Source organism: Gordonia sp. G4, assembly GCF_057770005.1.
This window is the reverse complement of the sequence record NZ_CM173442.1, coordinates 2,362,755-2,375,543: the sequence shown is the minus strand read 5'-3', so window position 1 is coordinate 2,375,543 and position 12,789 is coordinate 2,362,755. Positions and strand designations below refer to the sequence as shown.

General features: G+C 67.7%; 13 protein-coding genes. 6 read left to right on the top strand and 7 right to left on the bottom strand.

Going from position 1 to position 12,789, the window contains the following annotated elements; all coding sequences use genetic code 11:
* Positions 1–25 precede the first annotated feature (25 nt).
* On the top strand, positions 26–1,120 hold the full coding sequence (locus AC3B5T_RS10575) for a UDP-N-acetylmuramate dehydrogenase (protein WP_488358621.1): 1,095 nt from the start codon (positions 26–28) through the stop codon (positions 1,118–1,120).
* Between the two features lie 12 nt (positions 1,121–1,132).
* Here AC3B5T_RS10575 and AC3B5T_RS10570 read toward each other — a convergent pair whose 3' ends face one another.
* The 6 genes from AC3B5T_RS10570 to AC3B5T_RS10545 form a co-directional block, all read right to left on the bottom strand.
* The gene (locus AC3B5T_RS10570; RefSeq protein WP_488358620.1) at positions 1,133–2,248 is read right to left on the bottom strand and encodes an alpha/beta fold hydrolase; all 1,116 of its coding nucleotides are present in this window, start codon (positions 2,246–2,248) and stop codon (positions 1,133–1,135) included.
* A gap of 58 nt (positions 2,249–2,306) precedes the next feature.
* Complete coding sequence (locus AC3B5T_RS10565; protein WP_488358619.1) at positions 2,307–3,170, bottom strand: MerR family transcriptional regulator; 864 nt, start codon at positions 3,168–3,170, stop codon at positions 2,307–2,309.
* Between the two features lie 5 nt (positions 3,171–3,175).
* Positions 3,176–3,499 (bottom strand): DUF2516 family protein, encoded by a 324-nt coding sequence (locus tag AC3B5T_RS10560; protein WP_010842804.1) that lies wholly within the window; start codon positions 3,497–3,499, stop codon positions 3,176–3,178.
* 81 nt (positions 3,500–3,580) lie between these two features.
* On the bottom strand, positions 3,581–4,816 hold the full coding sequence (locus AC3B5T_RS10555; RefSeq protein ID WP_488358618.1) for a heparin-binding hemagglutinin: 1,236 nt from the start codon (positions 4,814–4,816) through the stop codon (positions 3,581–3,583).
* Positions 4,817–4,819: 3 nt separating this feature from the next.
* Complete coding sequence (locus tag AC3B5T_RS10550; RefSeq protein ID WP_010842806.1) at positions 4,820–5,353, bottom strand: helix-turn-helix domain-containing protein; 534 nt, start codon at positions 5,351–5,353, stop codon at positions 4,820–4,822.
* 165 nt (positions 5,354–5,518) lie between these two features.
* Complete coding sequence (locus AC3B5T_RS10545; protein ID WP_014925340.1) at positions 5,519–6,859, bottom strand: DUF445 domain-containing protein; 1,341 nt, start codon at positions 6,857–6,859, stop codon at positions 5,519–5,521.
* A gap of 41 nt (positions 6,860–6,900) precedes the next feature.
* Here AC3B5T_RS10545 and AC3B5T_RS10540 point away from each other — a divergent pair, with 41 nt between their 5' ends.
* The 4 genes from AC3B5T_RS10540 to AC3B5T_RS10525 all read left to right on the top strand — a co-directional run bounded on the left by AC3B5T_RS10540 (position 6,901) and on the right by AC3B5T_RS10525 (position 10,629).
* Entirely contained in the window at positions 6,901–7,713 is an 813-nt protein-coding gene (locus tag AC3B5T_RS10540) for a TetR/AcrR family transcriptional regulator (RefSeq protein ID WP_010842808.1), read from the top strand.
* Positions 7,713–8,552 (top strand): SDR family NAD(P)-dependent oxidoreductase, encoded by an 840-nt coding sequence (locus tag AC3B5T_RS10535; RefSeq protein WP_488358617.1) that lies wholly within the window; start codon positions 7,713–7,715, stop codon positions 8,550–8,552. The genes AC3B5T_RS10540 and AC3B5T_RS10535 overlap by 1 nt, the downstream gene beginning before the upstream one ends.
* Entirely contained in the window at positions 8,549–9,400 is an 852-nt protein-coding gene (locus AC3B5T_RS10530) for a polyphosphate kinase 2 family protein (RefSeq protein WP_010842810.1), read from the top strand. Before AC3B5T_RS10535 ends, AC3B5T_RS10530 begins: the two co-directional genes overlap by 4 nt.
* A gap of 143 nt (positions 9,401–9,543) precedes the next feature.
* Positions 9,544–10,629: an IS110 family RNA-guided transposase gene (locus AC3B5T_RS10525; protein WP_014924910.1), complete on the top strand. Its 1,086-nt coding sequence runs from the start codon at positions 9,544–9,546 to the stop codon at positions 10,627–10,629.
* Between the two features lie 367 nt (positions 10,630–10,996).
* On the opposite strand, the gene AC3B5T_RS10520 is transcribed toward AC3B5T_RS10525, so the two are convergent.
* Positions 10,997–12,190: a benzoate/H(+) symporter BenE family transporter gene (locus tag AC3B5T_RS10520; protein ID WP_055475741.1), complete on the bottom strand. Its 1,194-nt coding sequence runs from the start codon at positions 12,188–12,190 to the stop codon at positions 10,997–10,999.
* Between the two features lie 70 nt (positions 12,191–12,260).
* On the opposite strand from AC3B5T_RS10520, the gene AC3B5T_RS10515 reads away from it, so the two are divergent.
* A complete protein-coding gene (locus tag AC3B5T_RS10515) occupies positions 12,261–12,785 on the top strand; it encodes a helix-turn-helix domain-containing protein (RefSeq protein WP_488358616.1) in 525 nt (174 codons plus the stop codon).
* Positions 12,786–12,789 lie beyond the last annotated feature (4 nt).

Sequence of the window (12,789 nt, the reverse complement as noted above, 5' to 3'; positions counted from 1 at the left end):
CCGCCCGCCGGTTAACGTTGAGGACGTGACCGACACGCAGGCGCCGCTGAGCGCGCCCCTCGCCGAGCTGACCACCCTGCGTCTGGGTGGGCCCGCCCGCGAGATCATCCGCTGCGAAGACACCCGCACCATCGTGGAGACCATCCTCGACCTCGATGCACGGTCCGAGCCGGTCCTCGTCGTCGGCGGCGGTTCCAACCTCGTCATCGGCGACGCCGGGTTCGACGGGACGGCGGTCGTACTCGCCAGCGGCCGCGTCGAGTTCGGTTCTGGCCGTGAGTCGGGACGGCCGCACGTGGTCGCCGACGCCGGCGTGGGCTGGGACCAGCTGGTCGCCGCGACGGTCGACGCCGGTTACGGCGGGCTCGAGTGCCTCTCCGGGATCCCCGGCGCGGCCGGGGCGACCCCGGTGCAGAACGTCGGGGCATACGGCGTCGAGGTGGCCGACATCCTCCGATCGGTTCAGGTCCTCGATCGACGCTCAGGCAACCTGCGGTGGGTCTCCCCCGCCGAGCTGGGCCTGGGCTATCGAACCAGCAATCTCAAGCACCGCCACGACTTCGTGGTGGTCGCGGTGTCGTTCTGGCTCAACGCGAATCGCGCGAGCCAGCCGATCCGCTACCGCGAACTCGCCACCCGCGTGGGCGTCGAACCGGACGACCGCGTCGATGCGGCCGCGGTCCGCTCGGCCGTCCTCGAACTGCGCGCGGGCAAAGGTATGGTGCTAAACCCGGCCGACTTCGACACCTGGAGTGCCGGTTCGTTTTTCACGAACCCGATCGTGCCCGGCGAGGACACCCCGGCGGTACTCGAACGGATCGCGGCGCGCGTCGGCGACGATGTCGCGATCCCGACCTATCCCGCGGGTTTCGACGACACCGATTCGGCGGTCAAACTGTCGGCGGGGTGGCTGATCGAACGCGCCGGGTTCCACCGCGGATACCCGGGCCCGGACGCCGCGGTCCGATTGTCGACCAAACACACTCTGGCACTGACCAATCGGGGCGCGGCGACCACCACGCAGCTCCTCGACCTGGCGCGCGAGGTGCGCGACGGGGTCGCCGAGGCGTTCGGGGTGACGCTGCGACCGGAGCCGGTCCTGGTCAACTGCAGTCTCTGACCCGGCAATTCGTCAGACCGACTGAACGTCCTTGCGCTCCTCGGTGTCCCGGCTGCTCTCGGCGACGACGTCGTCGAGGAGGTCGTTGAACCGTTCGGCGGCTTCGATGCTCGACATGTGCCCGACACCCTCGTACACCACGAGCTCGCGCAGAGATCCGTTGCGCCGCAGCACCTCTGCCATCTGCTCGGCGTGCAGTCGTGGGGTGAGGCGATCCTCCGTGCCGACAACGACGGTGGTGGGCACCGACAGTGCTGCCAGTCCGGCGGTGACGTCGAGCTTTCCCATCGCCGATCCCCAGCCGGCGCGGGCGCGCGGTGGGCACGCCCCGATCATCTCGTCCACGAACTCGACGTGCGCACGGCGGGCGTTCGGCCCCAGCGCGATGTAGTGCGAGAAGCGCACGCCGTATGACGTCTTCGGAATGGGCACCGGGACCGAGGTGATCATCTTCGCGGCCGCCGGCGCGAACGGCTTGGCGTAGACCGGCAGGTCGACCGGGATCAGCAGGTGGTTGTCCATGACCGCCTTGGCCGCGGTCGACACCAGCACCACCGACGACACCCGTGATCCGACCTTCTCGGGATTCTGGGCGGCCCACGACATGATGGTCATCCCGCCCATGCTGTGGCCCACCAGAATCGCGCGACGGTCGTCGGGCACCGCGGCCTCGAGCACCGCGTCGAGATCCTCACCGAGCATCGCGACGGTCGGTCGGCGACGACCACGCTCGCTGCGGCCGTGACCGCGCTGGTCGTAGGTGACGACCCGCCGGGAGCCGCCTTCCGACGCGGCGAGGTGATTGATCTGCGGGTACCAGTAGGCGGTGTTGCAGGTCCAGCCGTGGACCATCACGATGACGTCACCGGTGTCGTTCGCGGCCGGGTCGTCGGAGTCCCCGTAGACCTCGACATTGAGCCGCGTCCCGTCGGCGGTCCGGACCTCGAGGCGCTTCGGCGGGTTGTCGGGCCGGGTCAGGAGGTCGTCCGGGCCGTCGTCGACGGCGACGTCGGCGTGTAGGGCTTCTCGCGCGAGCCGCGTGAAGATGGTCCCGATCCCCACCGCGACCGCGCCCGCTCCGATCGCGGTGGCGACACCGCCGGCACTGGCCAATGACTTCGTGTTCACGCGGCACTCCTCACCTGGGAAGGACCCTCATCGGTCCTCTGCGAGGCACCGAATTCGGTCAGCGCCCCGTCTCGGGATTCAATGTACCAATGTCCGTTGTCTCATAGTCCGGCTGTGCCGGCTCCGAGTGCTCGTCGTCGGACTCACCCGTATCGAACTCACCCGCGTCGGATTCACTCGTGTCGGACACGATCGGCGCGGGCACCTCGGCGTCGAAGTAGGTCGCCGCCTCACCGATGGCCTTGGAGATCTGCTCGTCGAGCGCCTTGCGGAAGGTGGTCTCCACGATCTCGTGGGCGATGGGCCGGACGGTCTGGATCAGGTCGGCCATCTCGCTGACCCCGGCCTCCCCCAGGTCGGGGAGGTTCTCGTCGAAGTACTTGTCGGTGATGATCGAGACGAAGCTGGTGGCGACGTCCTCCAGATCTTCCTGGACGCGTACCCACCGGTCGAGCAGGACGTCGATGTCGACTCCGCTCTTGACCAGGATCTCGGCACCCTCGAGCAGCTCCGGGTTGCGGATGGCGTAGTGCGCACCGTCCTTCGCCAGCAGCCCGAGCTTCTGGCTGAGGGCGATCGACCGGTCGCTGGCGTTCAGCGTCTTGCGCAGCTCGGTGATGGTGATCGTCGCGGCGCGTTTGAAGTTGCGGAACCGCCCGCCCTTCGGCGTGCCGCGGAGGATCTGCTCGACCCGCATGCCGTGATGCGCCGCGTGCAGGAGCTCACTGATGGTGGCGAAGGTGTAGCCGCGCTCGAGCATGCGCGAGATGAGGTTCAGCCGGACGAGGTGCTGGTCGGAGTACCAACCGGCGCGACCGCGGATGGTGGGAGGCGGAAGCAGTCCGCGGTCCTGATAGACCCGGATGTTGCGAACGCTGACCCCGGACGCCTCCGCCAGGTCGTTGATCCGATATTCCGCCACGTGAGTCAGGCCCTTTTGCTGAACCAGGACTTGCCCTGGACGTCGTCGACTCGTTTGCGCACGTCGACGAGGTAGACGAGCATCGCGACCACGCCGATGATGCCCAGGAAGTTCACCGCCCCGAAGAACCAGATGAACAGGGTCGCGGCGGCGAGGATCGACACCCAGATGACCTTGGTCTGCCGGTCCACCGCCGGGAAGGCGTCGGGCCGTTGGATGGCCGCATGGATCAGCGCGACGGTCGAGGCGATTCCCGCGACCAGCGTCAGGGTCAACATGATCAGACTCTGGCCGTATGCCAATACGCTGAAGAAGTCCACGTCGAACACTGTAGTCGCGCGAGTCCGGTTTGCTGCGACACCCTACGACGCGGAGCGGCACCCGGCCCGTCGACCGTCACACGGAGCGGGTCAGTCGGCGCCGGGCGAGGCCTTCTTCGCGGGGGCCTTCTTGGCCGGGGCCTTCTTCGCCGCGGTCTTCGTCGCAGTCTTCTTTGCCGCAGTCTTCTTCGCCGCGGTCTTCGTTGCCGGGGTCTTCTTCGCCGGGGCCCTCTTGGCCGCGGCCTTCTCGGCCGGGGCTTTCTCGGCCGCCGTTGCCTTCTTTGCCGGGGTCTTGGTGGCTCCCGCGGCCTTCTTGGCTCCCGCCGTCTTCTTGGTGGCGGCCCGTTCGGCCGCACCTCTGACGGCAGCGGCCTTCTTGGTGGCGGCCTTCGCAGGCGCCTTCTTCGCGGGTGCCTTCTTCGCAGCAGCCTTCTTCGCGGGTGCCTTCTTCGCGGCGGCCTTCTCGGGTGCGGCCTTCTCGGGTGCCGCCTTCTGGGGTGCCGTCTTCCGGGGCGCTGACTTCGATGCCGGCTGGGTCGTGGCCGGCGGCTCGGGAGCCGAGTCCACCGCCGCCGTGTCGACGGCCGCCTTGTTCTGCTCGACCTTCGCCGCGGCCTCCGGCGAGAGGACGTCGGGTACACCCGGCCCCGACTTGCCGGACCGCGCGATGCTCGCCGGGGACTCGGCGTCGCCGCCGTCGGTGCGGTTGGCGAGCTTCAGAGCGCGTTCGCCGACCGCCCGTGTCTGCCCGGAGATGGTCCCCAGCGCGTCTTCGGTGAGACCGACGGCGTCGTTGTACACCTTCTCGAGCTTCGGGAGATTCTCACCGACGAGGGGTTGCGCCTTGAGCTTCTCCACGGCCTCGTCGCGTCGTTCCGACAGGGCGGTCAACAGTCCCGCGGCCACCGCCAGGTACGCCTCGGCCACCTTGCGCAGTTCCTCCGGCGAGAACCGCGCCCGCAAGTCCTCGATCTCCGCCGGCAACTCGACCGGTAACGCCGACAGCTTGGTCCGCGCCTCCTCGAACAGGGCAAGCGCCGTCGCGAGCGCCTCGTCGATCCGTGCCTGCGCGTCGTCCTTCGACCCGGTCAGCCGCGCCTCGAGCTTCGACTGGGTGGAGCCCACGGTCTCGACGAGCTTCGACTGCGTCGAACCGACGGTCTCGGCAAGCCTCGACTGAGCGTCGGCGACCTTCGCCTGAGTGGAACCGACCGTCTCGACGAGCTTCGATTGCGCCTGCTCGCTCGCGGCCTCGCCGCGCTCGCGCACGTCTGCGAGCAGAGCAGCCACCTGCCCCACGGCTGTGGTCAACGGGTTCTCGCTCATCAACTACTCCTTGCCGGTCGACTCGATCGTGTTCTCTTTACGGAATGACTCATAGATCTCCAGCAACATCTGCTTCTGGCGTTCGTTGATGGAGTCATCTGCGATCAGAGCATCGCGGACCGGGCTCGCGGGGCGTTCTTCGAGAATCCCCGCCCGGACATACAGGACCTCCGCGGAGACCCGCAGACCCTTGGCGATCTGAGCGAGCACATCCGCCGACGGTTTCCGCAATCCGCGCTCGATCTGACTGAGGTACGGATTGCTCACTCCCGCCCGCTCGGCGAGCTGGCGTAGCGAGACCTTGCCGGCGACCCGCTGGGACCGGATGAAGGCACCGATGTCCTGGGCCGCGTTGGCCACGGCCTCCACCGCCTCGACCGCGATGGGGGTCGTCCCATCGGTGTCGTCCTCCTCGGCTCCCGACCCGGGACCGTCTGCGGTGGTGGGTGATTCGACCGCGCCGCCGGAGCTCGTGCCCGCGTCTGCGACCGAGGCGTCGTCCGCGTCGAGAGACGCTTCGTCCTTCTCGGGCTGCATCAACGCTCCGTTCTCCTGGACCTGCTCCGGTGTCGTCGGTCGGGGCGTTCGGCGAAGTGTCCGACTTTCGGCCCGTTCCCCAGTATCAACACGACTGCTAACCCGTGCAAGCACACAGCAAACTGTCCGGCACCGCCACCGGGGGCGGTTCCGCCGAGCCAGACGTCACGAGAAGATCAGCACCGATGTGGAGTAGATGACGAGCCCGGCCAGTGCACCGACGACGGTGCCGTTGATGCGGATGAACTGCAGGTCCCGGCCGACCTGGAGCTCGATCTTGCGACTGGTGTCGTCGGCATCCCAGCCACGCACGGTCTCGGTGATGACCGAGATGATCTCCTGCGAGTAGTTCGCGGCGACGTGATGTGCGACCCTCGCGACCCAGCCGTTCATCTTCTCCTGCAGCGGACGGTCGTCGCGGATTCGCTCCGCGAGTTGGATGATCGAGTCCGACAACGTGTTCCGCAGGGTGCTGTTCGGGTCCGACAGCATCTCCTCGATCACGGCCTTGCCGGTCTGCCACGCCGTCGACGCCGCGCCGGTCACCTCGTCGCGTCCCACCAGTTCGAGCTTGAGAGCCTCGAACTTGGCGATCATGTCGGGATCGTTCTGCAGGTCGTCGGCGAACTTCTCCACGAATTCGTGCATGGCGCGCCGCAATTCGTGATCGGGGTCCACCCGGACCTTGTAGGTGAAATCGACGAGTTCGCGATAGATCCGGTCGCCCACCAGGTTGTTGACGAACTTCGGCGTCCACTGCGGCCCGTCCCGGTCCACCACCCGGTCGACGAGGTCCTGACTGCCGACCGCCCACTCGTGGGCACGGTCACACAGAAGCTGGAACACCGGCTCCAGACGGTCCTCGGCGATGAGCTGTTCGAGGATGCGTCCGGTGGGCGGCGCCCACTGCGGTTCGGCCGCCCACTTCAGCGCGGCCTGGATGAGCTGTTCGACGTCCTCGTCGCGCAGCATCTCGGCGGCGAGCTTGATCGCGCGCGCGGCTTCGCCGCTCACCCGCGGAGCGTTGCGCGGGTCCGCCACCCACGTCGACAGTCGGCGCGGCAGGTCGAGTTGTTCGGCGCGGTAGACCACGACGTCGGGCGTCATGAAGTTCTCTTCGATGAAGCCGCCCAGCTGATCGCCGATGTCGTCCTTCTTCTTGCGGATCAGCGCGGTGTGCGGGATCGGGATGCCCAGCGGGTGGCGGAACAGCGCGGTCACCGCGAACCAGTCGGCCAGCGCACCCACCATCCCGGCTTCCGAGGCCGCGCGAACGTATCCGACCCATGCCGCGACGTCGGCGCCGTCGCGATGCTCGAGGTATCGGGTGAACAGATACACGATCGCCGCGAAGACCAGGAAGCCCGTGGCCACCGCTTTCATCTTGCGTAGGTCCTTGCGCCTGCTCTCGTCCCCGGCGCTGTTCTCGCCGAATCCGGGAGAGGACGCCTTGGCCGGCGGACCCTCGTGCTGACCGGCTACTCCCGGGATGACTGTCGATGCCATGGAACCAGTGTCACCCATCGAGCGACTACGCTGGCTGCGTGATGGCCAACCGCCCGAATCCCGCCGCAGCCGCGCGCGCAGCAGTGGCGGCCGCGGCCAACGTGACGCGCGGGCTGGAACAGGTCCTGACCACTGTCACCGAGTCGGTCGCCGAGACCGGCGCCAAACCGGACGGCCGCAAACAGCGCTGGGAGAAACACAAGCTCGCGCGACGCACCGAACTCACCGACGGCGTCATCGCCGCGGTGCGTGAGCTGGGCGCCGACGTCGGCATGGACGAGATCGCCGCGCACATCGGCGTCTCCAAGACCGTGCTGTACCGCTACTTCGCGGACAAGAGCGACCTCGGCGTCGCGACGACGGTGCGCTTCTTCGAGACCACCATCTACCCACGGCTGACCGAGGCGATCGCCGACGATCTCGACGAGTACACGCTCACCCACACCATCATCGGGGTGTACGTGCACGCCGTCGACGACGAACCCAACCTCTACCGATTCGCGCTGGCCAGTTCGCCCACGTCGTCGCCCGCGCCCGCCGACTCGGTGCGCCTGGTCACCCAGTTGGTCATGGGCAGCATCCAGATGCGAATGGCCGAACGCGGGGCCGACACCACCGGCGCCGAGCTGTGGTCCCATGCCCTCGTCGGCGGCATCCAGCACGTCGTCGACTGGTGGATGACCAATCGGACCCTCAGTGCCGACGAAGTGGTGGATTATCTGACCATGATGGTCTGGAGCGCAGTCGTTGGTGTGTGGCAGGTCAACGGATCGCGGGAGAAGTTCCTCGCGGCGCCGCCCGCACTGTTCGATCCCCCGCCCATCGATCCCGCCGCCGGGACCCCGACCGTCTGATGACACGCGTCGCTCTCGTGACCGGCGGCAGTCGCGGCGTCGGCTACGGAATCGCTCGCGCACTCGTCGACGAGGGGTGGACGACGTACGTCACCTCGCGGAAGGGAACCGGGCCCGACGGAGCCCGCGCGCTGCCCTGCGATCACACCGACGACGCCGCGGTCGCCGCCGTGTTCGACGAGATCACCACCGACGCAGGCCGACTCGATCTCCTCGTCAACAACGCGTGGGCGGCACCGAATGGCTTCGGGGGATTCTCCGAACCGTTCTGGAAGAGACCGGTCGACGACTGGGACACCCTGATCGGCGTCGGACTGCGAGCACACTACGTCGCCTCGGTGCATGCGGGGAGGATCATGACCGAGGCCGGCGGCGGGCTCATCGTGAACATCTCGTCGTTCGGCTCGCGCGGTCATCTGCATTCGGTCCTGTACGGGATGAGCAAGACCGGTCTGGACAAGATGGCCGCCGACATGGCGGTCGAACTACGGGGAACCGGCGTCAGCGCGATCTCGTTGTGGCTCGGCCTGATCCGCACCGACCTTCTGCTGTCGCTCGGCCTCGACGAGTTCGCCGGCTTCTCGCTCGCGCGCGCCGAGGATCCCGAGTTCGTCGGCCGGGTCGTCGCCCGGCTCGCCGCCGATCCCGAACTCCCCGAGCTCAGCGGACACAGCCTCGTCACCGCCGAACTCGGTGCGGCATACGGGATCGTGAACAACGACGGCACGCCGCCGGATTCCCATCGCGCCGCCTTCGGCGGTGGACCGCTGTTCCCGCCGCCGGTCGAAGCCGTGTCCGAGCCCGAATCCGAACCCGAATCCGAGAGGACGCCGTCATGAGCACCGGTTGGTCCACGCCCGCCGTCGAGGCCCTGCGCGCCAGGACGATCGGCCCGATAGCGTCCTTCGACCCCGAGACGACGCCCGGCTTCGACGGCGACAAGGCGGCCGGCACAGAGCTCCTCGCGCAGCGCGGAGAGGTACTCGCCGATCTGCAGGAGTTGCTGTACGCCAACGGACGCGCCGGCGATCATCGCTCGGTGCTGCTCGTGCTGCAGGGGATGGACACGGCCGGCAAGGGCGGCATCGTGCGTCACGTCGGCGGCATGATGGACCCGCAGGGCCTGTCGATCAGGGGGTTCGGCAAGCCAACGAAAGAGGAACTCCAGCACGACTTCTTGTGGCGTATCCATCGCGCCCTCCCGCCCGCGGGCCGGATCGGGATCTTCGACCGGTCCCACTACGAGGACGTCCTCCCGGTCCGCGTGCACAACCTGGTTCCGCAGTCGGAGTGGGAGAAGCGCTACGACCTGATCAACCAGTTCGAGTCCGAGCTCGTCGCCGGCGGGACCACCGTTCTCAAGTGCTGTCTCGTGGTGTCCAAGGACGAGCAGAAGCGCCGTCTCGCCCAACGCCTCGACCGACCCGACAAATACTGGAAGTACAACCCCGGCGACGTCGACGAACGCGGTCACTGGGATGCCTACCTCGATGCGTATCAGGCGGTTTTCGACCTCACCGACCGCGACTCCGCACCGTGGTTCGTCATCCCGTCGAACCGCAAATGGTTCGCGCGTCTCGCGGTGTGCGAACTGCTCATCGATGCGCTCACACGTCTCGATCTCGATTGGCCACCGGCCGATTTCGACGTCGAGGCCGAGAAGAAGCGACTCGCTGCCGCCGACTGAATCTCTGCTCCCTGAGGTGCGAGGAGCGATAGACGGTATGAGGGCCTTGGGGCCGAAGGCCTCAAGCTGCAAACACATCGTGGGTTGCTGCTGCTGAGTTCACACTCGGCGGTAGCACCACATTGCAGATCAGGAGGCCTCCGGTGATTGTTCAGGGTACAAGTGTCGGATTGGATGTTCACGCACGTTCGGTGGTCGCTCACGCCATCGATGAGGACAGCGGCAACGTGATTCGGGAGACGTTGGTTCCCGATGCGGCGACCATCGTGAGCTGGCTTCACAGCTTGGCTCCGCCTGTGCGGGTTGCCTACGAGGCCGGTCCGACGGGTTTCGGATTGGCTCGGGCGATCACTGCGGCCGGGATGGAGTGTGTGGTTGCCGCGCCCTCGAAGCTGCAACGGCCAGCCGGGGACCGCGTCAAGACCGATGCCCGAGACGCTGCGCACCTGGCGAAGTTGCTGCGCCTGGGCGAGGTAGTCGCGGTCGGTGTGCCCGAGGAGGGTACCGAAGCGGCCCGTGATCTGGTCCGCGCCCGCGAGGACGCTCGCAGCGACCTGATGCGGGCGCGGCATCGATTGTCCAAACTGCTTCTGCGCCAGGGGATCGTCTACTCCGGCGGGAAACCCTGGACCGGTGTTCATCAACAGTGGCTGCAGCGTCAACGTTTCGAGCTGCCGCTGTTGCAAGCCGCCTTCGACAACGACCTGGACGCGGTGTTGAGCGTGACCGCACGCCGAGACCGCCTCGATGAGCTGATCGAACAGACCGCGGCCACCGATCCGTGGCGGGCTGTGGTCACCCGATTGTCATGTCTGCGGGGTGTGTCGACGCTGACCGCGTTCGCTCTGGCCGTCGAGATCGGCGACTGGTCGAGGTTCAGTGGCGCCACGATCGGCCCCTACGCCGGGTTGGTGCCCTCGGAATACTCGACCGGCGGTACCCGCAGTCAGGGATCGATCACCAAGGCCGGGAACGCCCACGTGCGGCGGTTGCTGGTCGAGGCGGCCTGGCAACACCGGCGGCCCTACGGCACGCCCGGACAGACCATGCGCCGTCGGTGGGAGGCCGCCTCACCCTCGGCCCGCGCCCGTGGCCATGCCGGCAACCGACGGCTACACAAGCGTTGGCAACAATTCGACCGCCGCAGCAAACATCCCTGCGTGGCCAACACCGCGATCGCTCGTGAGCTCGCCGGCTGGTGCTGGTCGCTGGCGGTGCTCGACGACTAACCAGCACTGACACACAATCTTGGCCACCCGCCGCGACTGCGCTGTGGTGAACAGGGAACGAATCCACGGCGTCGCTATGTGCGCCAGCACCTCTGGGTGCACGGTACGCACGCTTACATAGACCCGTCGGTCAGCGTTTTCATCTCCTGTCGAACACCGTTGAGCGGTAACCAACCCGCGTATATCAGTCCGACAACACCGTCGCGAGTAACGACCACCACACACCGCGGCGGAGTAACGACCACCACACACCGCGGCGGGTGGCCAACCCCCACTACAGCCCCCTAGCAAGGAGGCCAACTCGCCATGGAACTTGACAAAGCAGCACTACATATCAGCGACGAGCCTCGAAGGGTCTCGACACCCTTCAGCGACGGGGCCCAACGCGCCGCCCGAGCACCCCGTGCGCCACCAGTCCGACGACGAGTGCCCAGAAGGCTCCGCCGATCCCGGCGAAAGTGACGCCCGCGGCAGCGGTCACGAAGGTCAGCGCCGCCGGCATGCGGAACTCCGCCTTCTCGAACGCCCCCAGGACCGACGCCACGAACGTGGTCAACAGCGCAAGTCCCGCAACCGCTTCGAGCAGTCCATCCGGCGCGATCGCCGTGATGACCACCAGCGCACCCGACAGCACCGCGAGTACGAGGCTCGTCGAACCCGTGGCCACGCCGGCGATCCACCGCCGCGTCTTGTCGGCGCCCGCCTCGGGTCCGGCAGCCAGCGCCGCGGACAGAGCGGCGAGATTGATCGCGTGCCCACCGAACGGCGCGCCGAGCACGGTTCCCGCCCCGGTCACGAACATCGCCGGGCGCCACGGCGTCTCGTATCCGAAGGACTTGAGGACGGCCACACCCGGAACGTTCTGTGAGGCCATGGTCACGATGTAGAGCGGGACCGCGAGCCCGACGATCGCGGTGGCGTCGAAAGCGGGTGTGGTCCAGGTCAGCTGCGGCCACCACGACTCCCCGGCCCAGCCGCCGTAACCGTCGAGGACGAGGTTCACGCCGATCACGATCAGCGCGGTGACCAGTGCCAGCGGCAGTGCCCATCGCGGAAGCCACCGCATCGCCAGCAACCAGACGACGAGGATCGGAATGGTCGACCACGGTTGCGCCGACAGTGAGGTCATCGGCGCGAGGCAGAGGGTGAGCAGCACCCCGGCGAGCATCGCCTGGGCGATCGGCGTGGGGATCCGGCCGATCAGTTCGCCGAGGGCCGGCACCAGGCCGGTCGCCAGGATCAGCAGCCCGACGACCAGGAACGCCCCGACCGCTGCCGGCCACCCGGCGTCGTAGGACGCACCCGCCGACACGAGAAGTGCCGCTCCCGGGGTGGACCACGCCAGCGTCACCGGCCGGCGCGTGCGCAGCGAGAGCAGGATCGACCCGAGGCCGAACAAAACTGTCAGGACGAGCAGACCCGACGCGGCCTGTGCCGGACTGGCACCCACCGATCGCAACCCGGTGACCACCACGACGAAGGAGGAGGTGAACCCCACCAGCGAGGTGACGACTCCGGCGATGATCGGCTCGCTGCGAGTAGACGGCACGGCACTGGTCATGTCGCGAGCATAGCGGTATCGTTCCGTAAACAGAACACTCCGACGACCCGAGAGGACAGGGACTGCGACGATGTCGGACGGCGAGGACCGACGACGCTCGGTCGGCACCCGGATCACCACCCTGCGCAACCGCCGCGGCCTGTCCCTGTCCGCACTGGCCCGCGAAGCCGGTATCGGCAAGGGCTCGCTGTCCGAACTCGAAGCAGGACAGCGAAATCCGACTCTGGACACTCTCTACGCGGTGGCCGGTCCGCTCGGCGTCCCGCTGACCGCCCTGCTCGGCGAGGACACGGGCGTGGAGGGCGCGAGTCCGCACCTCGCGGCGCGGATGCTCCATGTCGAGCACCATGACGACGGATCGGTCACCGAGGTGTTCTGGCTCCGCGTGACCCCGGGCGGAACCAGGCAGTCGCCCGCACACGGCCCCGGCGTCGTCGAGCACGTGCATGTGGTCAGCGGCCACCTTCGTGCCGGGCGCGCCGGCGAGGAACACACGGCCGGACCGGGCGAATCCCTCCAGTGGCTCTCCGACGCCACCCACACCTACCGCAGCGACGACGGCGCGCTCGCGGTCCTGACCATCCGGTCACCCTGACACC